Below are 23,434 nucleotides of genomic sequence, written 5' to 3'. Positions count from 1 at the left end.
CCTCACCCCGTCAACGCCGGCGGAAGCCGGCACGCAACCACCGATCCGCCGACCAGATCAGCTCGCCCGAGGCCGAACCATCGCGGACCTCCAGGCCTTCCCCCTCCCGGACCTCGAAGGCGCCGTCGGCAGAGCCCAGCCGAACTCGCAGGAGATCGGGGTGGGCGAGCGGCTGGCTGAGCGCCGCGAGCTGGTAGGTCGTCCCGCCGGGCAGCTGGCCCTCGAGCTGGAACCGGAGGGTCGTCCGGCTCTGCGGCGGCACCGAGACCAATGCCGACCAGACCGTTCCCCCGAGCTCCCTCTGCGGTTCGAGGGCCAGCGACCGGCCATCGATGGTGGCCCCGACCACCCGGGACGGGGTGTAGAGGGACAGGTAGGTGGTGTTGGTTCCGGGTGGTTCACCCCGATGGTTGCCGATGACGTACGGGGGCAGGCCCGAGCCCGGTGCGTCGTTGACCAGCTCCACGGTCAGCCTCGCCGAGAGCTGGCCCGTGCCGGGATCGAATCGCACGTCGTAGTCGATGATCCGGTGCAGGTACGCATCGATCTTGTTGGCGTTGGCGTTCGCGACCCGCACCGACAGGTAGTCGCTGTGGTCGGGGGGGCTGAAACGCCCGGCGGCACCCAGGTGCTCGAGGAACGCCTGCTCGGCATCGTCGAAGGTCCACAACAGCAGCCGCTTCTGCTGGACCATCGGGCCGAGCACTTCACCGAGTCGACGGGGTCCGGGGAGATCGGTTTCGAGGAGGGCGTCGAAGGTCGCTCGGGCCGCGGCGGCCAAGCGATCGCGGCGCGCGTCGAGATCGCCTTCGAAGCGCTGGTACTGGCCGTCGAGCAGGTAGCGGGCGGCATTGGTCGAATCGAGGGGGGTGTCGAGTCCCTCCACCGGAACCGGACCGGTGAGCTCGAGGAGCGCGGCGATCGCGAACGGGTCGGCCACGAGTACCCCGTCGATGGGCTCCCCTCCGAGCGTCTGCGGGAACACGGCGCGGGCGAGCGCGGCGTCCGTCGGCAGGTCGGGCGACACGGTGAGGTTCTGCACGAACCGTTGTGGCTGGTACCTGCCGTACCGGACGAGGGTCTCCTCGAAGCCCTCCAGATCGAACTCGTCGCCGGGCCCGGCGCTCAGGTCCGCCGACGCACCCGAACGCTCGAGGGTCAACTCCCCATCGAGCGCGGTGAGTACGCCGTAGGAGCCCACGAAGCCACCGAGGAACCGGGTCTCGGCCGGGCTGGTGAACAGGAGGAGATACCGCCGTCGCCCCTCCCCGCCGAGCAGGCGCGGCGCGACCCGCAGGCCCTCCGACGCCAGCTCGGCTTGCGGCAACGACCGGTCGATGTCCGAGGCGAACTCGTCGAGCTCGGACCCGATCGGCGGGACCAGCCACGGGGATCGCACCGACGCCACCCGCTCTCGGGCCGACCGCAGCGCCTCGGTCGAGTCCTCGACGGGCTGCTGCATGGCCCGCACGAGCTCCAGGTCGATGGTGCCCCGCTTGGCGCGTAGCTGGTGGTAAGGGGCGCTGATGGCCATCCGTGAAGCCGATCGGGCCAGCTCGTCACCCGCTTCCGACATCCCGGCCAGGGCGTCGACCTGCTGGGAGACGAGCGGGAGCGCCCGGGCGGGCTGGCTCCATGGCGAGGAGAGGGCGTCGTGCGCGGAGGAGAACGCCGAGGCGGCGCGCTCGAACCGGGCGGCGGCCTGCTCGTGGTCACCCGCACGGATCATCTCCAGGCCTGCCCGGGCCGAGGACACCCCGCGCTGGAGCTCGTTGCGGGCGTTGATCATGGCGATCGCCAGGCCGACGAGGAGCACGAAGACCACCAGCGCACTCCCGGCGAGGGCCCGGAGGATCCGCTGTTGCGCCGAGCGCTGGCTGCGGTCGTAGCCCGACCACAGCGCGGGTGCGACGGCCGACGCCGTCACCAGGGCGGTCAGGCCATGGAAGCCGAGGTCGGGGAGCCGGAGCAGAGCCTGGATCGTGAGCGCCCCGATGCATGCTCCGAGCACCCGGTTGCGGCGGTCCTGGAAGACCCCGACGAGTGCCAGGGCGAGCGCGGCCGAGCCGGGGATCAGGGCAGGGGAGCCGACCGCGGCGGCAGTGGCGAGCCCGGCCATCCACAACCAGGACCACCGGCGTGATCGGGACGCGGCGGCGGTGACCACCGCCGCCAGAGTGGCCCGCCACAGCGCGTCGACCACCGCGAGCCCGGTGGCCTCACCTCCGGCGGCGACCGCGGCGAGGGCCGCAGCCGCGGTGACCGCACGTACGATCCGGCGGTCCAGGGACCGACGTCGGGATCGGACGATCGACGCTCGGTCGGTGGCGGTGGCCGTTGCCGTGGGCGGCGCCATGGGAACCAGGACGCTAGCAGTGGGGTCCCGCCGCCCGGGGACGCATGATGGCGGGTCGGCCGGGACGCGTCCGGTGGACGTGACCTGCCGGCTCCAGCTGCCGGATTGGAGCCGTCCAGCTCGTCCCCTACGGTGTTGCGGTCCGGGTGCACGGCACATCGATCGGAGGGTCTCGGCCAGAGACCGAGGAAGGGGGCAGCGTGTTCGAGTGGAGCGACGAGCAGCTGATGCTGCGCGATGCGGTCCGGCAGTTCATCGAGAAGGAGATCGTGCCGGTGCACGATCAGCTCGAACACGGCGACCTCCCGCCCTATGACATCCTCCGCAAGCTGTTCGCCACCTTCGGGATGGACGTCGTCGCTCGCGAGAGCTTCAAGAAGCGGATCGAGTTCGAGCGCCGGGTCGAAGAGGCCCGGGCCAAGGGCGAGCCCGTTCCGGAGAAGCCAGCTCGGGATGGGGGCACCGACCCGTCGTTCACCATGATCCCGATCATCGAGCTGTGCCGCTACTCACCCGGCATGGTCACGGCAATGGGGGTGTCGATGGGTCTCACCGCAGCGGCCATCAGCAGCCGGGGCACCATCCGCCAGAAGGAGCGCTGGGTGCCCGAGCTGCTCACGCTGGAGAAGATCGGTGCCTGGGCGATCACGGAGCCCAACTCCGGGTCGGACGCGTTCGGCTCGATGAAGTCGACGGCCCGCCGTGACGGCTCGGAGTACGTGTTGAACGGTTCGAAGACGTTCATCACCAACGGCCCCTACGCGGACACCATCGTGTTCATCTGCAAGCTGGATGAGGGCAACCCGCCCGAGGAGCGCAAGATCCTCTCGTTCGTGCTCGACCGTGGCATGCCGGGTCTCGAGCAGTCCAAGCCGCTCCGCAAGATGGGGTTGCACAGCTCCCCGACGGGCGAGCTGTTCCTCTCGGACGTGCGGGTGGGCATCGACCGGCTCATCGGGGAGACCGAGGACGTGCCCTCCGGGGGGCGCGAAGGAGCCAAGGACACCTTCTCCATGGAACGCTCCGGAGTGGCGGCCATGGCCCTCGGGATCATCGAGCAGTGCCTCGAGGTGTCGGTGGAGTACGCGAAGAACCGGGTGCAGTTCGGCCAGCCGATCGGCAACTTCCAGCTCATCCAGGAGAAGCTGGCACGCATGGAGGTCCACCGGCTCAACGTGCAGAACCTCGTGTTCCGCTACATCGAGATGAGCCAGGCGGGACGGGGGCTCACGCTGGCCGAGGCCTCGGCGATGAAGCTGTACGCGGCGCGCGCCGCGGTGGAGGTGGCGATGGAGGCGGTGCAGCTCTTCGGCGGCAACGGCTACATGGCCGAGTTCAAGGTGGAGCAGCTGGCCCGGGACGCCAAGGTCCTGCAGATCTACGCGGGCACCGACGAGATCCAGATCACCCACATCGCCAAGGACCTGCTCCGCCGCTGACCGGCGGCTGCTTCAGCGGCGGGTGTGATCAGGCGTCGCTGCCGACCTTGGCGGTGGCGCGCTTGCGGGTGGCGAGGACCAGCAGGCCACCGGCGGCGACCAGCAGGATCCCGGCTCGGAGCAGGTTGCCGTTGTCGGAGCCCGTCCGCGGCAGCGTCGTCGTACCGGTGGTCTGCGCCGTGGTGCCGCCGATGGTGATCGACACGCTGAGGACGGTGGTGCCGTCACTGGCCTGGATGACGACGGTCCCGGCCGTGCACGGCTCGGGGATGGTCCACACGAAGGAGAAGGTCCCGTTGGCATCGGTGGTGACCGTGCCGATGGTGCCCCCGCCCTCCTGGGTCAAGGTCACAACGGCGTTGGGCTTGAAGCCCGTGCCCGTCAACGTGACCGAGCTCCCGCAGGCCGGTGCAGGGTTGCTGACCGTGAGGGTCGAACCGCCTGCGTAGCCTTGCTGCGCCTGCACCACCGGGGCAGCGGCGACGACGACCAAGCCCGCGAGGAACATCGCCAAGAGAAGACGGGTGGTCCGCAGAACTCGCATCGGGGTGTGGTCCTCCGTCTGTCGGGCGGTTCAGTCGCGTCCCGCCATTGACACGAACTGCACCAGTGTGACCTGCCGGTGGTGCCGTGTCCAGCCTTTCCGTGGTCGACGGATCCGCCACGGTGCCGATGGGACCCGGGACGGAGACCCGCCGGAGCGGGGCCGGAGCCCTGCTACGGTCTCGCCGATGCCGGCCGGAGCCCCTCTCGGGACGGTGCCGTGGTCAGCGAGCCAGTCCGGCGGGTGGGGCGCTGCCCGATGACGGGTGGTGCCCGTCTCGGTGTGGGCGTGACCGCTGCGGCGAACGTGACCCTCGCCGGGCTCAACGCCGCCAGCGGGGTCCTGCTGGCCAGGTCACTCGGGCCGGCCGGTCGCGGTGAGGTGGCCGCGATCCAGCTCTGGGGCTTCCTGCTGGCGACCGTTGCCGTACTCGGCACCACCGATGCCGTGGTCTACTTCTCCGCCCGGCGACCCGAGCGGGCGGGCACCTTCGCCACCTCTGCCGCGGTGCTCACGACGCTGACGGCCCTCCCGGTGGTGGCCGTCGGCTGGGTGGCGATGCCCCTGCTCCTCGCCTCGCAATCGTCGGCCACGGTCGGGCTGGCGCGTCTGTTCCTGCTGTTCGTTCCCCTCTACGCCGTGGCCAACCAGCCCGGTCAGGCGCTCCGAGGCCTGTCGAGCTTCACCCGTTGGAACGTCGTGCGCCTCCTGCCTTCGCTGCTGTGGGTCGTCGTGGTGGTGTCCGCGATCGCGACCGGCAACCGCTCACCCGGCTTCGTGACCGTCGGCTTCCTGTGCGGGTGGGTGCTGAGTTTCGGGGTCTCGGTGGTCGTGGCTCGCCCGATCGTGCGTCCGCCTTACCGGGTGGATGTCACCTCATGGGGTCCGATGTTGCGCTACGGCCTGCCGCTGATGTTGGCGTCGATACCGCAATGGTTGAACGTGCGGCTCGATCAGCTCCTGCTGGCCGCGTTCGTACCGAGCGACGAGCTCGGCCTGTACGTGGTGGCCGTCGCCTGGGCCGGGCTCGTCACCCCGCTCGTCAATGCTCTCGGCGTGGTGCTGTTCCCTCGCCTGGCGGCGGAGCCGGATGAGCAAACCCGTGAGCAGGTGCTGTTCCTCGGCATCCGGGTCACGGTGCTGGTGACCGCCGGCCTCGTGTTCGCCGTCGGGGGGCTGACGCCGCTCGCGGTGCCGCTCTTCTTCGGCGGAGCATTCTCGGCCGCGATCGGCCCGGCGGCGATCCTGGTGGCCGGCAGCGGCTTGCTCGCCACCAACTTCGTGCTCGAGGAGGGCTTCCGTGGCCTCGGTCGGCCGGGTGACGTCCTGCGGGCCGAGCTCGGCGGGCTGGCGGCGACCGCGGTGCTCCTGGCGGGGCTGCTGCCCGGCCTCGGCATCCTCGGTGCGGCCCTCGCGTCGCTCGGTGGCTACCTGGCGACGACGCTGCTGCTCCTGCACGGGCTCCGCCGCACGGTCACCGGTGGGGTGCTCCGCCGCTGCGTACCCCGGCGGCAGGACGTCCGTGAGCTGGTGGCCGGTGTCGTTTCGCTGGCCCGGCTGCGTCCCGCTCAGGGCTGAGCGGTCGTCTCCGGGAAGCGCTCCGCATGGTCACGGTGGCCGTTGCCATCGACTCGCCGAGCGCGCCTGGCCGAGCGCGGCTGGCGTCGGTCGAGCTCGCTCGAGTAGCCGTACCCGTAGCCATACCCCCGTTCGGTGGGCCCAGCGTTCATGACCACCCCGATCACCGGTGCGTCCACCTGGCGGAGGAGCTCGAAGGCTCGTTGCGTCTCTTTCTTGGTCGTCGAGCCGGCCGCCACCACGACGATCACCGCATCGATCACGTCGGAGAGCACCAGCGCGTCCGACACCGGCAGCACCGGCGGCGTGTCGATCACGACGATGTCGCAGGCCTCCTTGATCGAGTTGATCAACTCGACCGCTCGTCGGGTCGAGAGCAGCTCCGAGGGATCTGCCGGTGTGGGGCCCGACGCCAGGACCCGCAAGCGATCGAGGCCGGGGACCGCCTGGGTGGCGTTCACCAGGGGGACATCGCCCACCAGCACGGAGGTGAACCCCACGGCGTTCGACAACCCGAAGAAATCGTGGACCCGTGGACGCCGCAGGTCGCAGTCGATGAGGATCACCCGCTGACCTGCCCGGGCCAGGGCGACCGCCAGGTTGGTGGCCGTGGTCGACTTGCCGTCCTGGGAGCGGGGGCTGGTGACCTGCAGGGTGCGCAACGGCCGGTCCAGGCCCGCGAACTGCACCGAGGTGCGCAGGGTGCGATAGGCCTCGGCGGTCGGCGAGGACGGGTGCTCGAGCGAGACGAGCATCGCATCCGAGCGGTTGCGCCAGTCCGGGACACGGGGGATGACGGCGAGCACCGGGGCACCACCGGTCGCCGCCGCGAGATCCGCTTCCCCTTTGATCGAGTCGTCGAGGTACTCGAGAAGCAGGGCCGCCGCGACACCCAGGAGCACCCCGAGGAACAGGCCTCCGAGCGCGTCGCGGGGTGGGTTGGGACGGAACGGTCGCTCGGGCGGGGTCGCGGGAGCGACGATCTCGGGACCCCCGCCGCGGGCGAGATCTGCGCCGACCTCGACCTCGTCGAGGCTCTTCTCGAGGGCCGCCTTCTGGGTGATGAGCGAGTCGCGCTGGACCCGCAGGCCCGCGGCCTCGGTGGCTTGACCGTCACGATCCGAGTTGGATGACAGGCGAGCGAGCTGGGCGTCGAGCTCCTCGATCTTGGCGTCGAGGTCGGCGACCTTGCCTTGTATGGCCTCAGCGGTCGCCAGGTACTCGCGCAGCATGCCCTCGCGACGAGCGTCGATGTAAGCCTGGGCGTACGCGTTGGCGATCTCTGCGGCCCGTTGCGCGTCGGGGCTCACCGCCCGGACCTGCAGGACCGCGCCCCGACCGACCACCGACGCTGAGGCGTTCGCCGGGAAACCGAGCCGGTCACGAGCGAGGTCCCGAACGGCCTGGCCGTTGAAGAACTGCTGCTCGATCTCCCCGGCGAGATCCGGGGTGATCCGCCCGCTCGACTGTTCGAAGCCGGTCGACAGGGACTGCTTCTGGATGAGGATCTTCGCTGTGGCGGCGTAGAGCGGGGTCTGGAGGAACGACAGCACCAACGCCGCCGCCGTGCAGACGGCGGTCACGATGATGATGACGAGCTTGCGGCGCTGGAGGATTCGCAGGTAGTCGCGGAGCTCGAGATGCGCGGCGCCACTCGGGACGTTCGAGGCCATGTGGGTGCCAGCGTAGTCTGTGGCATTCCCCCCGGAAGCGGCCTGCGGAGCGTCGAGGATCGTCGGTGATCGTCCCAGCGATGGTGTGGTGAGCGGGCCGCCCCGCATGCTCTTCATCGGCTCCGACCTCCATGGGGTCGGGGGCATCCAGCGGTACTCGAGCTGGATGATCGATGCGCTGGCTCGGGTCGGGCCGTGCGAGACCCTGGATCTCGAACTGGAGCCGACCGGCGGAACACCGAGGGCGAAGGCGAGAGCAGCCGCTCTGGCCCTCGCCACCTGGCACCGGAGCCGCCCGCAGGTCGTGGTGCTCGGCCACCTCTCGTTCGCTCCGCTGGCGGGGCCGCAGCTGCTTCGCGGCCGGCCTGCGGTCGCTGTCGCGTATGGGATCGAGGTGTGGGGGCCTTCCTCCCCGTTCACCCGCGGCATGTGGCGGGCGCTCACCCAGGTGTGGCCGATCTCGTCGTTCACCGCCACGGAGCTGCGTAGGATCGAGCCTGGCGTCCGGGTGGGGCCGGTGCTCGGCGGCGGGCTCGACGACTCGTTCTTCACCGCCAGGGGCCCCGAGCGGGACGGCTCGGGTCTGCGGATCGTCGTCGTGGCCCGCCTCGACGACCTGGCCTACAAGGGCATCGACACCTGTATCGAGGCCGCTGAGCGGGCGGCGAGCAGCATCGACGTCGAGCTGCGGGTGATCGGTGACGGTCCGGCACGCCGCCAGCTCGATGCCCTCGTGCAGCGGCGGGGTCTCACCTCGATGGTGCGCTGCCTGGGGCCACTCGACGACGATGCGCTGCGCCGCGAGTACGCGGAGGCCGGCGTCGCCGTGAGCGTCAGCCGGTTCCGTCGCGGCGACCACCCGCAGGGGGAGGGGTTGGGCATCGTGGCGCTGGAGGCCGGGGCCGCCGGCGTCCCGGCGATCGTCTCCTCGGTGGGAGGTACGGTCGATACCGTCATCGACGGCACGACCGGGGTGCTGGTTCCTCCCGGTGACGTCGACGCCCTCACGCGCGCACTCGTCGAGCTGGGTCGGGACCCGGCTCGACGGGCGCGGATGGGCCGGGCGGCGCGAGCCTTCGTCCGGGAAGTGCACGGCCGGGACGCGTTCGGAGCCCGGGTCCGTGAGGCGGTTCACGGGGTGGTGGGCTGAGTGTGTGGCATCGCGGGCGTCCTCGACGCCGATGGTCGCGGGGTCGAGCTGGTAGCGGGGATGAACCGCGCCCAGACCCGGCGGGGTCCCGACCACGCCTCGGTGGCACCCGCCGGACCCTTCGTCCTCGGGAACACCCGGCTGGCGATCAGAGACCTGACCCCGGCGGGGAACCAGCCCTTCACCAGCCCGGACGGCTCGATCACCGCGGTGTTCAACGGCGAGATCTACAACTTCCGCCAGCTGGCCACCGCACATGGCATCGAGCTGCGCTCCGGATGCGACGGCGAGATCATCCCCGCACTCTGGGCGCGTGAGGGTCCCGCGTGCCTGGCCCGGTTCCGGGGGATGTTCGCCATAGCGCTGGTCGACCAGCGTGCCGGCCGGCTGTTCCTCGCTCGCGATCCGTTCGGCATCAAGCCCCTGCACTGGCGGCGGGAGGGCGCCACGGTCGCGTTCGCCTCCGACGTGCGGGTGCTGGAGTCTTTCGGGGCCCCACCCGACCTCGACCCCGCCACGCTGTGGTCCTTCCTGCGGTTCGGCAGCATCCCCGCGGACCGCTCACCGTTCGCCGGCGTCGAGGCGGTGGCGCCGGGGGTGTGCATCAGCATCGGCGCTGACGGGCAGGTGCGGGACGAGGCGCGAGTCCCCGCCCTGGACCCGTCCCCCGACGGGAGTGGCATCACCGCGGCGCGAGCCCTCGGCGAGTCCATCCGATTGCACCTCGAGGCCGATGTCCCGACCGCGCTGCTCCTCTCCGCCGGTGTCGACTCCTCGCTGCTGGCAGCGGCAGCGGCCCGGCTCGGCCAGCGGCTGCACTGCCTGACCGTGGCCGGTCTGGGGCCCGCGGACGAGAGTGCGATCGGCCGCGCCACCGCGGCGCACTACGGCCACCGGCACACCACCGTCCGGGCGGAGATCGACGAGGGCATCGTCGACGCGTTCCTGGCCTCGATGCAACGCCCGACCATCGACGGGCTGAACACCTTCCTCGTCTGTCGAGCCGTGCGGGCGGCCGGGTACAAGGTCGCCTTGTCTGGGCTCGGCGCGGACGAGGCGGTGGGTGGCTACCGCCTGGCGGCGTCGCTGCGATGGCTCCCAGCGCTGCGGTCGCTCGACCAGGTATCCGCAGCCGCGGCCATGCGTGACCGGGTCGTGCGGGGGGCGCGATCGCGCTCGCTGATCGGGGACAAGGCGGCCAGACTGGTCCTCTCGGGCGGGCCGAGATCCCCGGAAGGGGTGGTGCGTCTCCAGCGGGAGCTGTTTCCCGTGTCCACCGTGGAGGCCCTCCTCGGCCGGCGACATGGCGCCGAGAGCCGGGATGAGCGCGAAGGAGCTGTCTACTCGGAGCGGCCGGGACCGCGCGACGGCTACGCGCGCATGGCGGCCGCTGAGCTCACCACCTACCTGCAACCGATGCTGCTCGCCGATGCGGACGCGTTCTCGATGGCGTCCTCGGTCGAGCTGCGGGTCCCCTACGTGGATCGGGCGTTCTTCGCGGCGGCGACCCGTGATCGACGACCCCTGGGCAAGGAGGGGCTGGTCCGGGAGCTCGGTGACGGCTACCTGCGCCGGCTCGCCCGGCGGCCGAAGTCCGGGTTCTCGCTGCCGATGCGCGGTTGGCTGGAAGACGGGGTCCTTCGGCACGTGGTCGCCGAGGCGTGCTCGCCCACGGCACCGGTGTGGTCGCACCTCGACCGCCGGGCCGGTCTGCCGATCCTGCGGCGGGCCGGCGCATCACCACGCTGGTCGGAGCCCTGGGCCATCGCGGTGCTCGACGGGTGGCTCCGGAGAAACCGATCGTGAGAGACGGCACACCGCTCGGTGGCAGCGGGGAGCACCTAGCGGTGCACGTGAACGCGGTCGGTGCGGTCATGGGGGGTGCCGCTCGCCATCTCGGTCCGTTCCTCACCGCCCTGGCCGATCGCCGACCTCACTGGCAGCTTGCGGTCTGGGTGTCCGAGGGCATCGACGAGCTCAGCGTCCCGTCCCGCGTGCAGATCAGGGCGGTACCTCGAGTGGGGCCGGCGCGCCGGGTGTGGTGGGAGTCCGTCACGTTGCCTCGGGTGCTCCAGTCCGAGCATGCCGACGTGGTCGTGAACCTGACGAACTCGGGACCGCTGCGCTGCTCGGTGCCGTCGGTGCTGTACCAGCGCAATCCGATCTGGTTCGATCCGGCGTGGGTGCGCCGCCACGGCCCGGGCCGTTTCCGGTTTGAGGCCGCCCTCCGCCGGCGGTTGGCGTACGCGCAGATGAGGTCAGCGTGCGTGGTGGTGGTGCCCAGCCGGGCGATGGCCAGATATCTCGGCTCCTGGCGGGGCATGACCCCGCAGGTGCGGTCGCGGCTCGTCGCTGTGCCCCACGCGGTCGACACCGTCGAGTTCCCGTTCGTGGAGCGGGCCTGGCCGCCTGCGCAACCGCTGCGCCTGCTCTCCGTGAGCCACGGCGCGCCTCACAAGAACCAGGAGTTGCTTCCGGCGCTGCTCCGGGTGCTCATCGATCGGGGGGTCGACGCCACGCTCGAGCTCACCGTGGCCCCGCAGGACGCGCCGGCCTACGTCGAGCGAGTCCGCCGCCTGGCCGTGGCGCACGGGGTGGAGGACCGATTCCGACTGCTTGGCCGGGTCCGCCACGTTCGGGACCTGTATGTCTCCTCGGACCTCATGGTGCTGCCGTCGTTCACCGAGTCCTTCGGCTTCCCGGTGGTGGAGGCCATGGCGTCCGGGCTACCGGTGGTCGCGTCGGCCATCGGCTCTTCGATCGAGCTGCTGGGCGAGCACGGTTGGTTCTTCCCGCCGGACGACCCGCAGGCGGCTGCCGACGCGGTGATGGCGGCCCTCGCGACCCCCCCGGGCGCGATGGTTGCCAGGCTCGAGGCCGCGTCGCGCGTCGCCCGGGAATTGAACTGGCGGGCGAATGCCGACGCCGTGGCCGGCATCATCGAAGGCTGCGTGGCTGGTCTGCAGGTCCCTCGGCGCTGACCCAGCGCATCAGGGGGTAGAGCAGCAGACCGAAGGGGAGGGAGAGGAACAGGCTCAGCACCCCGGATTCGACCGCGCTCATCACCGAGAAGGCCATCAGCACACCGGTGAGCAGGACCGGTACCCGCCTCGAGCGCAGCACGAACCCGGCGATGGTGAGGTACGCGCCCATCGCCGCCGCCACCGCCAGCATGAACCCCGTGCCCCCGGCGACATAGGCCTCAGCTGCGGGGGAGGGGTTGACGCTGGTGATGAAGTCCGAGGCGCTGATGAGCTCGTAGCGCCGGCCCACCTCGTTGGCCGCGTTGTACGTCGGTTTGGAGGGGTCGAGGAACCGGGGGATGAGCACTCTCGGCAGGTTCAGGTAGGTCGAGTACCCGTAGTAGGGGTAGCGGTCCGGCACCCAGGTGACGAAGTAGCCGAGCTGGTCGCTGTAGTTGGCGAAGCGGTAAGCGGAGTTGGCGAGGACGTTTTCGTCGGCCCGGGAGAGGTCCTCGGCCACCAGGTCGAGATAGGTGAGACCGAGCTCGGGTGCGCTGCCCTCGATGCCGATGGTGTTCCGGGCGGTGCGGAACTCGGTCTTGGAGACGTTGACGAGGACCAGCGCCACCGCACCGAGCAGGAGGAACAGCCACGGGATGTACCGGCGGTACGCGACGATGAGCACGAGCAGGACGTACGCGGGCAGGGCGCTCTCGTAGAGAACGGCGGAACCGAGGCCGCTGATGACGTAGAGCCCGGCCGCCACCAGCAGGGCCAGGCGCTGGAGCGGGGGCAGGATCCCGTCGAGCCAGAAGCGTGCCAACAAGACCCCACCACCGATCCCGGCCAGCTTCACCAGGGTCGTGAGACTCCCGAAGGAGGAGCTGAGACCGAGGACTTGGATCGCGCCGGAGGCGAGCAAGCTGATCGCGATCAGCATCCAGGCCCGCACCATCGCCGAGCGGGCGACGATGGGGCGCTCAGGTGGCGCCTTGTCAGGGGCGAGCCGGGCCAGGACCCGTTCGAGCCCGGTGCTGGTCGCGACGAGAACCACCGTGAAGAGGGTGAGGTAGGTGAATCCCGCGGTTCGCACGTCGACCGTGAAGGTGTCCGCATAGATCAGCGGGGGTTGCGCGAGCAGCGCGGCGACCACCAGGTAGACGAGCTGGACGACCAGGTACAGCTGGACGAGCGGGAAGCAGATCGTCCGCTGGAGGGGAAGGAGCCGGAGCCCCGCGTAGGTGGCTCCGATGCTGGCGAAGGCCCAGAGTCGGGTGTTGAGCGGGAAGCCCGGTTCGTTGCGCAGGAGCAGCACCACCGCGACCCCGATGAACAATCCCGCGCCCGCTCGCCGCCACCCCGGCAGGCAGAGCAGGGAGATGACCAGCCAGGCCAGCGCGACGGTTCCCAGAGCGGCTTCGAGCGAGTCGGGGCCGAGCCAGTGCACCAGCCCCGCGGCTGCGACGACGAGCAGGTCGTAGGCCGCCCCGACGAGCTGGTTGCCGGGGCTCGGGGCTGCCGCGGTCCTGACCTCGAGGGGGGCGGTCACGGTCCCCGCCGCCTCAGTTCGTCGGCCTTCAGGTCGATGCAGAGCTCCTGCCAGGCCTCGAACAGCGCCCGGTCGAAACCGGCCCGGCCGTCGAGGAAGCCTCCGAGCGCCAGGTAGCTGGTGAGGAAGCGCAGCGCCGGACGGGCCGGCAACCGCTCGTAGACCCGCTGGCGGAGGAACCGCCGGCGGAGCGTCGGGTCGCGCCAGGCGCCCAGCACGCTGGGCCCCCGGCCCCCCTGCTGGCCGGCCACCCGGGCCGCCGCTTCGAGGGTGGAATAGCGGTTGTGCTTGTCGATGTAGGCCGTCCAGGAGTCGACATCGCCGTGCTCCAGCCAGCCGTGCATGCGGCTCACCCGGGCATCTCGAGGGATCACCAGGTGCTCGTTGACGCCGCGATCCTCGTAACGGGTGGCACCGGCCCGCACCAGGCGGGCGAGCCAGACCTCGCCGAAGCCGCCGTGCCGCAGGACCCGGCCGGCGAAGCGCGTACGCCGCCGGACGAGCACCACGTCGGCAGCACACCGCCCGGGGTCGAACGCCGCCAGCTCCCGATGGAGTGCCGGGCTCAGCCATTCGTCGGCGTCCATGGTGAAGATCCATCGTCCGCCGAAGCGGGACGCGATCTCCTCGAGCGCCCAGTTGCGCTGGTTCGCATAGCCGGTGAACGCCCGGCGCACGACCACCGCCCCCGCGGCCTCGGCGATGGCGCAGGTGCGGTCCGTGCTCTCGGAGTCGACGACCACCACCCGGTCCACCGCGCCGGTCAGTGAGCCGATGGCGCGCCCGATCCGCCGCTCCTCGTTCAAGGTGAGTACGCAAGCGACAAGGCCGCGCTCGTCACCCGGCACGGCTCGCCTCTCCACCTAGGATGGCGAGTGCCTGCAGCGTGGCGCGGGTGGTGGCGACCGCGGCATTCGACGCGCTCCGGTCGCCGGTCCGCATGGCTTCACGCAGGGCGATCATCTCAGCCCGGTGGCCCTTGTCGCGCGGGCGGATGGCGATCTCGTGGCCGTCGAGCACGACCGTGTGGAAATCGACGATGGTCGCCGTGTGACCTCGGCCGAGCACGTCGACCCGCTCCTTCTCCGTGCCGGAATGGCCGTCACTGGCGTAGGTGATCGCCGCGGTGGAGCCGTCGGGCCAGCCCAGGGCCACCACCAGGTCACCGACCGTCATCAGGTCCTGCCCGTCGCCGCCACCGCCGATCGCCGCCACCCGGCCGGGGGGTGCTCCGACGATCGCCGCGCAGGTGTCGACGAAGTGGCAGACCTCGCCGAGGAGGCGCCCACCCTGGCGCCGATCGGCGAGCCAGTGTCCGGCCGGCAGCGGGCCGGCGTTCACCCGGTAGGTGATGACCAGTGGACCGCCACCCGCGCCGAGGTGTTCGCGGACCAGCGCGACGGGTCGCGACCAGCGCCGGTTGAAGCCCACGAACAGCACCCCATCGCTCTCGGCCAGCGCGGCCTCGACATCGGCCAGCTCGTCCTCGGACAGAGCGAGAGGCTTCTCGGTGAACACGTGTTTGCCCGCTCGCAGCGCGGTCGCGGTGAGCTGGGCGTGTTGATCGTGGGGGGTGGCGACCACCACCAGGTCCACCGCCGGGTCGTCGATCACCGCCCCCGCCCCGGCGACGGCCTTCTCGAAGCCGCGCCGCGCGCCGAGCTGGGTGGCGGAGAGCCCGGATGCCGAGCTGACCGAGACCAGGTGTTCGAAGCCGGCGGCGACCAGCGCGGGAACGAGGACCGTACGGGCGAACGCGCCGGCACCGATGAGCCCCACCCCGGGGGTGGCGCCTGCGGTGGCCGCCCGCAGGCGGATGGGCTGGTCGGGGGCGGGGGTCGCGGGATAGGTGAGGAGCACACCGACCGCGTCGGCGCCGTCGTCTTCGAGCACCTCGTACGCCTCGAGCGCTCGCTCGATCGGGAACCGGTGGGTGACCAGATCGGCCACGGCCAGGCGGCCACTGGCGAGCAGGTCGAGTACGGCTTCCAGGTTGCGCCCCTCAGTCCAGCGGACCTGGCCGGCGGGGTAATCGACACCCCACTCCTCGTAGGAGCGGTCGTAGCGTCCGGGACCGTAGGACCGAGCAAATCGCACCGTCAGCTCGGCCTCGTAGAAGGGGCGCCGGTCGAGCTCGAGGCCCACGTCGCCCACGACCACCACCTCGGCCCGGTCACGGCATCGGGCGGGCACCGCGGCCATCACCGACGACGAGCTCGACGCGGCGGCGACCACCACCACGTCGGCGCCCCGGCCGCGCGACCACTCCCGGACGAGACGGTCGGTGGTCTCGGCTCGCTCCACGTCCGCGGCCGCGCCAGCCAGACGTGCCCGGTTCACCGCGGCCGGGTCGAGGTCCACGCCGAAGACGTCCGCGCCGGCCGCGATCGCCAGGCGTAGCGCGAGCTGGCCGATCAGCCCGAGTCCGACGACCAGCACCCGGGAGCCCGCTTCGACCCCTCCGAGGCGCAGACCGTGCAACGCGATGGCGGCGATCGTGGTGAAGGCTGCGTCGGTGGCCGGCACCGGTTCGGGCACCGGCGCGCACAGCAGGCCCGGAACGGCCTGGTACTCGGCGTGGTTCGCGTGGCCTCCCCCGGCGGTGGCTACCAACATCCCTGGTGTGATCCCGGCCACGGCGGAGCCGACCTCGACCACCTCACCAGCGGCGGAGTAGCCGAGCGGGACGTCGCCGCCGAGGCGGTCGCGAACCGCCTGTGCGGTGGCGACGATCCCGTCCGTGCGAGCCTTGCGTAGCACCTGGCGCACGAGGTCGGGCCTGGCCCGGGCCTTGTCGAACAGGTTGGAGCGCGCCAGGCGGGTCACCGCGCGCTCGGTGCCGGCCGACAGCACGCTGGCGTGAGTGCGCACCAGCACCTCGGTGGGCCCGATGGTGGGCCGGGGCACGTCGACCACCCGCACCGCGCCACCGGAGATCGGCTGCACCACCTGCTTCATCCACGCTCCCCACGGCGGCCGTACGCGTCGAACCAGGCACTGAAGCAGACCAGCGCCCACGCGGCCAGGGCGAGGTCTTGGCGCCCGGTCGCGGCATCAGCGTAGATCCGCCGAGCCGCCTGCCTGGCCACCAGACCGGTGTCGGCCGCCGCCTCCACCCGCTCCGCCAACACGGCCCGAGACGGGCCTCGGAACCAGCGACGGACCGGACCGCCGAAGCCGGTCTTCGGGCGGTCGATGACCGCGTCGGGCACCATCCCCCGAGCGGCCTCGCGGAGAGGGCGCTTGCCGGTGCCTCCGCCGACCAACACCGTCGGGTCCGCCGGCGCCACCAGGGTGACCAGCTGCTCGTCCAGGAGTGGGACTCGCACCTCGACTCCGGTGGCCATGGCCGCCTTGTCGACGTAAGCCAGGTTGAGGTTCGGGAGGAACTGCGTGCGATCGAAATGCAGGGCCTCAGCCAGCTCCACCCGATCCAGGCGGGGGCTGAGGTCGTCGAGCTCCGCCATGGCCTGACCCGCGGATGTGGGGACCAGGGCTGCCAGCTCGCGATCGGTGAGCTGGCTCATCATCCGCCAGTAGTGGGGCGGGGCGCTGCTGCCGCACCCTCGGGCCAGCTTCTGGAGGTTGCGGCGGGCGCCGTGGAGCGGGCCGGCCCGCCCGCCGGCGAGCGAGCGGGCACCAACAGCGAGAGCCCGGCGGGCCGGTGGGGGAAGGGATGCGAATCGTCGGGTGTGACGTAGCGCCGTGTGACGCGGATACCCGGCGAAGAGCTCTTCGCCGCCGACCCCGCTCAGCAGCACTTTGTCGGGGCTCGCCCGGCACAGCTGCCACAGGGTGAGTGCAGCGGGGTCAGCCACAGGGTCGTCGAAGTGGTGGGCGAGCTGTTCGAGGGTCCTGAGCGCGGTCGACGCCTTGCCGTCGATCCCCACTTCGCGCAGTTCGAGTCCGGGATCCGCTCGTGCCACCTGGCGGGCGAAGACCAGGTCGTCGGGCACGGTCTCGAGCCGCTGGCTGGCCGTGTCATACCCGGCGGTGAGCCCGATGAGCGGCCCGCCCCGGTGCTCGAGCACGAGCCGGACCAGGAGGGTCGAATCGAGACCACCCGAGAACAGCACCCCGACGGCGACGTCGGCGAGCAGCTGCCGCACGGTGACCTCGCGCAAGGCCCGCCGTAAGTGGGCCACCTCGAGTGGCCCCTCACTCGGCACGGGCATCGTCCAGTAGGGACGATCGGTGAGCTGGCCGTCTCGGAAGACGAGGGCGTGCCCCGGCTCGAGCTTGCGGATCGCCGCCCACGGCGTGCGCGGATGGGGGATCCACAGAAGGGTGAGGAACTGGGCCAGAGCGACGTGGTCGAGGGTGGCCCCGAGTCCGGGACGGAGAGCGAGAAGGGCCCGCGGTGCGGAGCCGGCGATCAGCTCGCCGTTCTGTAGCGCCCAGTAGAGCGGCTTCACCCCGGTGCGGTCCCGGGCCAGCAGGACCCGGCCGCGGCGCTCGTCCGCCAGGGCGAAGGCGAAGATCCCCTCGATGCGGTCGAGCACCGCGTCGCCCCACTCGAGCCAGCCCCGGAGCAGAACCTCGGTGTCCGAGTGGGAGCGGAACCGCGCCCCTCGCGCTTCCAGCTCACGCCGGAGCGCGGGCGCGTTGTAGAGCTCCCCGTTGTAGACGAGCGACACCCCTTGTTCCTCGTCGACCATGGGCTGGCCGCCAGCCTCGCTCGGATCGAGGACAGCCAGCCGCCGATGGGCCACCCCGCCCCGCAAGCCGCCGTGCTCGAAGACCCGCTCACCGGACCCGTCGGGGCCTCTGGTGGCGAGCGACGCACCGGCGCGCGCCAGGTCGGCTGGATGGACCGGACCTCCGAACACCCCGACCCACCCGCACATCAGGGACGTGACCGGCCGGCGGCTGCGAGGAGCATCGCTTCTTCGCTGATGCCCGTATCGAACGGTCGGGGGTCGAAGCCGAGGTCGCGGCGAGCGGCGCTGATGTCGAACGCCTTGTCCTCCTCGATGCGCTCGAGCTGCTCAGCCCGCAGCCGCGGGCGGGGAGTGAGGCGCTCGTACAAGCGCAGGGCGGCGACCGCGGGCGCGAGGGGGACGGGGAGCACCCGCGGCCGGCGGCCGGCGGCCCGGTACGCCTGCTCGATCACCTCCCGCAGGGTCAGCGGTGCCGGCCCGGCGAGGTCGTAGATCTTGCCGATGGCCCCCGGGCGACCCAGCGCGGTGACGATCGCTGCCGCGAGGTCCTCGACGTGCACCGGCTGCTGGAGGGCTCGGCCGTGTCCCGGCACCACCACCACCGGCGAGCGTCTCGCCAGCCGCAGCAGGCGGGCCATGTTCCGATCGTCCAGGCCGCCGTAGATCATCGTGGGCCGCAGGATGGTCCAGGCCAGCGAGCTGGCCTGGATCACCCGCTCTGCTTCCACCCGGACCTGGCGGGACCGGGCCGGCAGGCGGGTGAAGATGGAGGTGGTGGAAACGAACAACGCCCGGTGCATCCCGGCGTCCTCGGCCGCGGCGACGACGGTGGGCGCGTGCCCGAACCCGAGCGAGGCCAGGCTGACGAGTACGTCGGCCGGTGTGCTCCGAAGCGCCTCGTCGACGCTTGCCGGCCGGTCGAGGTCGCCGTCGATCGCGATGGCACCGAGCGCGGCAACGGCGCGTGCCGCCTCGCGGCTGCGGGCCAGTGCCCACACCTCGTGCCCGCCAGCCACGAGGAGGGGGATCACACGGCGCCCGAGGAAGCCGGAGCCACCCGTCACGAAGATCTGCATAGGGCGGGCAGACGTTACCCGGCAGGTGGTGCGCCGACCGTAGGGTGGGTGAGCGAGAGCAGGATGTCGCGGTAGCGCTGGGCAAGCTGCCGCCGGTCGAAGTTCCTCTCGACGTAGTCGCGGCCCTGCCGACCCATGGCGGCTCGGCGCTGGGGATCGGACCCGAGGTCGCGCAGCGCCTGGGCGAGCGCTGCAGGATCATCGGGATCCACCACCACGGCACCTGCGGCGCAGAGGATCTCGCGAGCCTCGCCTCGGACCGCTCCGACCACCGCCTTGCCCGCGGCGAGGTACTCGAAGATCTTCGAGGGGATGAACGAGGCGAACAGCGGCACATCGCGCAGCGGGACGACGCAGATGTCGGCGGCGGCGAGTAGATCCGGCACCTGCTCGTGAGGCACGCCCGGTGCGAGCAGGAACGAGTTGAGGCGGAGCTCGTCGACTCGCGCTCGCAGCTCGCGCTTGGCCGCGCCCTCGCCGACACAGACGAAACGGAGGGGAGCGTCGCGTACGAGCGCGGCCGCCTCCGCGAGGGTGGTCAGGCCGTGTGACAGACCGTGCGCGCCGGCGTAGAGCACCACCACGTCATCCGGCGCGGCGCCCCATCGACTGCGGATCCCCATGGTGCCGGGGGTAGGGTCGGCCGGGTCGCGGGGCCGGAACTCACCGAGGTCAACACCGTTGCGGATCACGTGCACCTTCGACGGGGAGACCCCTCGTCGCACCAGGTCCTCCCGGAAGCCTTCGCTCACCACCACCACCGCGGCCGCGGCGCGATAGGCCGCCAGCTCGGCGCGCTCGAGCAGGCGAATGAGGGTCGGGTTGGTGAGCACCCCCAGCTCCACGAAGATCGCAGGCCACAGGTCTCGCACCTCGACCACGAACGCGGCCCGCTTGATCCGGGCGAGCAGCCAGGCGGCGAAGATCGAGAAGAACGTCGGTGACGACACGAGGACCACGTCGGCCGGTCCCGTCACCCGCCAGCCCAGCAGGACCGAGCTCGCCATGAAGCTGAGGTGGCCGATGGTCTTGCGCAGAACGCCTTCGTTGGGGGTGGCGTAGAGCCAGCTGCGTACCACGCGGTAGCCGTCTCGCCGTTCGATCACCCGGAGGCGGTGGCGGTAGCGCGGGGGGACGACCCCGGTGGGGTGGTTCGGCATCCCGGTGAGGACGCACACCTCGTCGCCGGCTGCCGCCCAGTGGCGGGCGAGCCCGCTGAGTCTGGCCTGCGGTGCGCCGATCTCTGGTGGGAAGTAGTGGCTGACGAGCAGGAGGCGCACGAGCTAGCTGATGGCGCGGTCGTGGAGGTCGACTTCGATCGGGGTGGGTCGGTGGGGGACGGCTCGGGTGGAACCCAACGCGGGTTGCTCGCCGGGCGCGCGTCGCGCCAGCAGCGCGGGAAGCGCGAGGTACCCCAGCATGACGGCGCCCATGGTCGCGTCGGCCACCGCGCGGGCCAGCAACGAGGGCCCGAGGCTCACCAGTCCCAGCGCCGCGCAGGTCGCGGAGGCGGCCGTGACCAGCGAGGCGGTGCGCATATGGCTCCAGCCTCGCTCGATCAAGCGCTGGTAGACGTGCTCGTGGTGCGATTCCCACCAGCGTTCGCGCCGGGCGATGCGCGATCCGAGGGTGAAGGTGGTGTCCGCCAGGTAGATCACCAGCGGGCCGAACGCAGCTTCGGCGGGCACGTCGCTCACGAGCATCATCAGCACCACGAAGGCGATCCAGCCACCGAGGAAGTAGCTGCCCACATCGCCGAGGAACACCCGCGCCCGGGGGAAGTTGTAGGGCAGGAAGCCGAGCCCGGCCGCAGCGAGGACCCCCCCGGCCAGGCTCACCAGGGGGAGGTCTTCGATCAGGCCCACGGCGACGAAGGTCGATCCGGTGACGAGGGCGGCCAGCCCCGAGATGCCGTTGATCCCGTCCATGAAGTTGAAGGCGTTGACGTAGCCCATCATCCACACCACCGTCCCGACGGCGAGCACCATCCGCAGGCCCCACGGCAGCGAGACGTTGTTCAAGAACCAGGGAAGGCAGAGCGCGGCGCCGATCAGCTGCGCGCCCAGTCGCGGGAAGACCTCGAGGGTTCGCAGGTCGTCGATCAGCCCCACGACGGCCAGGATCGACACCGCGACCAGCATCGTCGTCAGCGACCCGGCGTCACCGCTGTTGCCGATGACCAAGCCGGCGACCGCGGCGATCGCCACCGCGACGCCCCCTCCTCGCAGGGTTCGATCGACGTGGGAGGACCGTTCGCTGGGCACGTCGTAGGCCTCGATCCGGCGCAGCAGCACGATCGCCAGGGGGGTGAGCCCGATCGTGAGGGCGAGCGTGAGCACCGCGGGGACCACGGCGGCAGCGTAGTGCTGCGCCGGAACCGCGGGTGCCCTCAGAGGCCGAGGGAGCGCCCGACGATCTCCTTCATGATCTCGGTGGTGCCGCCGTAGATCGTCTGGATCCGGGCATCGACGTAGGCGCGCGCGATGGGGTACTCGAGCATGTAGCCGTAGCCGCCGTAGAGTTGCACGCAGGTGTCCACGACCCGCTTCTGCAGCTCCGTGCACCACCACTTGGCCTCGGCCGCCTCCTCAGCGGTCAGCTCGCCGGCGTCGAGGGCCTCCACGCAACGGTCGACGAACACCTGGGCGATGTCGATCTCGGTCTTCATCTCGGCCAGGCGGAAACGGCTGTTCTGGAACGACCCGATCGGCTGGCCGAACGCTTCGCGCTCCCGTACGTAGTCGAGGGTCCAGGCCAGTGCCTGCGCTGCCGCGGCCACCGCCGACATAGCGATCGACAGACGTTCCTGAGGCAGGTTGTCAACCAGGTGGAGGAAGCCCGCACCCTCCTGGCCGAGCAGGTTGCCGGCCGGGACCTCCACATCGGTGAAGAACAGCTCGGCGGTGTCCTGGGCGTGGAGGCCCACCTTGTCGAGGTTGCGGCCCCGTTCGAAGCCGGCCATCCCGCGCTCGATCACCAGCAGGCTCATCCCCTTGTGCCGCTGGGAGGGGTCGGTCTTGACCGCGGTGATCACCAGGTCGGCGTTGATGCCGTTGGTGATGAAGGTCTTCGACCCGTTCACCACGTAGTGGTCGCCGTCGCGCACGGCCGAGGTTCGCATCGACGCCAGGTCCGAGCCGATGGTGGGCTCCGTCATGGCGATGGCGGTGATCAACGCCCCCGAGCACATCCCGGGCAGCCACCGGGCCTTCTGCTCGGCCGTCGTCAGCGAGAGGAAGTAGGGCAGGCAGATGTCGTTGTGCAAGGTGATGCCGAGACCGCTGCCGGCGACGCCGGCGCGCTGGATCTCCTCGGCGATGATGAGGTTGTAGCGGAAGTCGTCGACGCCGCCGCCGCCGTACTCCTCGGGTGCGGCCATGCACAGGAAGCCCGCCTCCCCGGCGGCGAGGAACAGCTCTCGGGGCACGATGCCCTCCTGTTCCCAGGTGAGGTGGTGCGGGACGATCTCGTTCTCGACGAAGGATCGGAAGGATCGGCGGAACAGGTCGTGCTCGTCGGTGAAGAGGGCGCGGCGCATCGACCGAAGGCTAGGAGCCGGCCGGCTCGAAGGTGACCTCGAAGACCTTCGGCCAGAGCTTGCCGGTGAGGAGGAACACGCCGCGCTCCCGGTCGAAGGCGATGCCGTTGAGGACGTCGGCCTGCTGCGCCTCCTCGGGGGTGAGCAGGCCGGAGGCGTCGATCACACCGGTGACCCTGCCGCTGGCCAGGTCGATCCGCAGGATCTGGTCGGTCTGGAAGACGTTGGCGTAGACGGTGCCGTCGACGCACTCCAGCTCGTTGAGCTTCTGGACCGGCTTGCCGTCGTTGGTGACCCGCACCCGGTCGAGCAGTTCGAAGCTACCCGGGTCGCGGATGGCGAGGGTGCCGGAGCCGTCGCTCATCACCAGGCGTCGGCCGTCGTAGCAGAGGCCCCACCCCTCACCCTCATAGTCGAAGTCCTCCACCGGTGCCAGGGTGCCGGCGTCGTAGACGTGAGCCACACCGTCCCGCCAGGTGAGCTGGACCAGGCGGTCACCTACTCTGGTGACTCCCTCGGCGAACTGCGAGCGGTCCAGGTCGCGCCGCTGGAGCACCTCACCGGATTCGAGCTGCACCCGGCGTAGTGACGAGCGGCCCTCCAGCCCCGTGCTCTCGAAGTACGAGCTCCCGTCCGCCAGCTCGAGACCCTGGGTGAATGCTCGGGGGTCATGCGGGTACGACCGCTGCACCCGGACGGTGAGCTGTTCGGGCGGACCGTCCGGAACGGTCGAGCTCCCCGGCGAGCTCGACGGTGACGGCGAGCCGCAGCTCATGGAGAGGAGCACGCACGCTCCCACCATGAGGGAGGCGAGCGTGGTCGGGCGGCGGATCGTAGCTCGGGGGGCCGGCACGGCATCGATCTTGGCATGTCGCGATCGTTCGCCTCGGCCGGGCGAGGGGGGCAG

Annotated in this window: 17 protein-coding genes; 5 read left to right on the top strand and 12 right to left on the bottom strand. The window is 71.1% G+C overall.

Annotated elements, in window-relative coordinates; all coding sequences use genetic code 11:
- Positions 1-10: 10 nt before the first annotated feature.
- Complete coding sequence (locus tag V7004_RS00085) at positions 11-2,356, bottom strand: DUF4012 domain-containing protein (protein ID WP_334140980.1); 2,346 nt, start codon at positions 2,354-2,356, stop codon at positions 11-13.
- A gap of 200 nt (positions 2,357-2,556) precedes the next feature.
- On the opposite strand from V7004_RS00085, the gene V7004_RS00080 reads away from it, so the two are divergent.
- Positions 2,557-3,795, top strand: a complete 1,239-nt coding sequence (locus V7004_RS00080; protein ID WP_334140979.1) for an acyl-CoA dehydrogenase family protein — start codon at positions 2,557-2,559, stop codon at positions 3,793-3,795.
- A 28-nt stretch (positions 3,796-3,823) separates the two neighbouring features.
- Here V7004_RS00080 and V7004_RS00075 read toward each other — a convergent pair whose 3' ends face one another.
- Positions 3,824-4,339 (bottom strand): LPXTG cell wall anchor domain-containing protein, encoded by a 516-nt coding sequence (locus V7004_RS00075; protein ID WP_334140978.1) that lies wholly within the window; start codon positions 4,337-4,339, stop codon positions 3,824-3,826.
- A 288-nt stretch (positions 4,340-4,627) separates the two neighbouring features.
- On the opposite strand from V7004_RS00075, the gene V7004_RS00070 reads away from it, so the two are divergent.
- Positions 4,628-5,917 carry a lipopolysaccharide biosynthesis protein gene (locus tag V7004_RS00070; protein ID WP_334140976.1) on the top strand — a complete coding sequence of 430 codons (1,290 nt, stop codon included), beginning with the start codon at positions 4,628-4,630 and terminating at the stop codon, positions 5,915-5,917.
- Here the strand turns inward: V7004_RS00070 and V7004_RS00065 are convergent.
- Positions 5,908-7,590 (bottom strand): polysaccharide biosynthesis tyrosine autokinase, encoded by a 1,683-nt coding sequence (locus V7004_RS00065; protein ID WP_334140974.1) that lies wholly within the window; start codon positions 7,588-7,590, stop codon positions 5,908-5,910. The genes V7004_RS00070 and V7004_RS00065 overlap by 10 nt on opposite strands.
- An 88-nt stretch (positions 7,591-7,678) precedes the next feature.
- Between V7004_RS00065 and V7004_RS00060 the strand changes: the two genes are divergently transcribed.
- From V7004_RS00060 to V7004_RS00050, 3 genes are read left to right on the top strand one after another with little or no spacing between them, the layout of a single operon-like run.
- Positions 7,679-8,740 (top strand): glycosyltransferase, encoded by a 1,062-nt coding sequence (locus V7004_RS00060; RefSeq protein ID WP_334140972.1) that lies wholly within the window; start codon positions 7,679-7,681, stop codon positions 8,738-8,740.
- On the top strand, positions 8,741-10,546 hold the full coding sequence (gene asnB / locus V7004_RS00055) for an asparagine synthase (glutamine-hydrolyzing) (RefSeq protein ID WP_334140970.1): 1,806 nt from the start codon (positions 8,741-8,743) through the stop codon (positions 10,544-10,546). It begins immediately after the preceding gene.
- Entirely contained in the window at positions 10,543-11,721 is a 1,179-nt protein-coding gene (locus V7004_RS00050; RefSeq protein WP_334140969.1) for a glycosyltransferase family 4 protein, read from the top strand. Before asnB (V7004_RS00055) ends, V7004_RS00050 begins: the two co-directional genes overlap by 4 nt.
- Here V7004_RS00050 and V7004_RS00045 read toward each other — a convergent pair.
- Genes V7004_RS00045 through V7004_RS00005 form a run of 9 tightly spaced genes read right to left on the bottom strand, consistent with a single transcriptional unit; the run spans position 11,678 to position 23,302 of the window.
- Positions 11,678-13,252, bottom strand: a complete 1,575-nt coding sequence (locus V7004_RS00045) for a hypothetical protein (protein WP_334140968.1) — start codon at positions 13,250-13,252, stop codon at positions 11,678-11,680. The genes V7004_RS00050 and V7004_RS00045 overlap by 44 nt on opposite strands.
- Positions 13,249-14,058: a glycosyltransferase family 2 protein gene (locus V7004_RS00040; RefSeq protein WP_334140967.1), complete on the bottom strand. Its 810-nt coding sequence runs from the start codon at positions 14,056-14,058 to the stop codon at positions 13,249-13,251. The genes V7004_RS00045 and V7004_RS00040 overlap by 4 nt, the downstream gene beginning before the upstream one ends.
- 31 nt (positions 14,059-14,089) lie before the next feature.
- Complete coding sequence (locus V7004_RS00035; protein WP_334140966.1) at positions 14,090-16,210, bottom strand: bi-domain-containing oxidoreductase; 2,121 nt, start codon at positions 16,208-16,210, stop codon at positions 14,090-14,092.
- The gene (asnB, locus tag V7004_RS00030; protein WP_334140965.1) at positions 16,207-18,081 is read right to left on the bottom strand and encodes an asparagine synthase (glutamine-hydrolyzing); all 1,875 of its coding nucleotides are present in this window, start codon (positions 18,079-18,081) and stop codon (positions 16,207-16,209) included. The genes V7004_RS00035 and asnB (V7004_RS00030) overlap by 4 nt, the downstream gene beginning before the upstream one ends.
- Before the next feature lie 17 nt (positions 18,082-18,098).
- Positions 18,099-18,989, bottom strand: coding sequence for an SDR family oxidoreductase (locus V7004_RS00025; RefSeq protein WP_334140964.1), 891 nt, complete (start codon positions 18,987-18,989; stop codon positions 18,099-18,101).
- Positions 18,990-19,003: 14 nt separating this feature from the next.
- A complete protein-coding gene (locus tag V7004_RS00020) occupies positions 19,004-20,269 on the bottom strand; it encodes a glycosyltransferase family 4 protein (protein WP_334140963.1) in 1,266 nt (421 codons plus the stop codon).
- A gap of 3 nt (positions 20,270-20,272) precedes the next feature.
- Positions 20,273-21,340 carry an MraY family glycosyltransferase gene (locus V7004_RS00015; protein ID WP_334140962.1) on the bottom strand — a complete coding sequence of 356 codons (1,068 nt, stop codon included), beginning with the start codon at positions 21,338-21,340 and terminating at the stop codon, positions 20,273-20,275.
- A 38-nt stretch (positions 21,341-21,378) separates the two neighbouring features.
- Entirely contained in the window at positions 21,379-22,527 is a 1,149-nt protein-coding gene (locus tag V7004_RS00010; RefSeq protein ID WP_334140959.1) for an acyl-CoA dehydrogenase family protein, read from the bottom strand.
- Positions 22,528-22,537: 10 nt separating this feature from the next.
- On the bottom strand, positions 22,538-23,302 hold the full coding sequence (locus V7004_RS00005; protein ID WP_442967985.1) for a glutaminyl-peptide cyclotransferase: 765 nt from the start codon (positions 23,300-23,302) through the stop codon (positions 22,538-22,540).
- Positions 23,303-23,434 lie beyond the last annotated feature (132 nt).

The organism is Rhabdothermincola sp. (assembly GCF_036846205.1).
Classification (GTDB): Bacteria; Actinomycetota; Acidimicrobiia; order Acidimicrobiales; family Acidimicrobilacustridaceae; genus Rhabdothermincola.
Note: the sequence above shows the minus strand (reverse complement) of the source record. Positions and strands in the feature narration are given on the sequence as shown.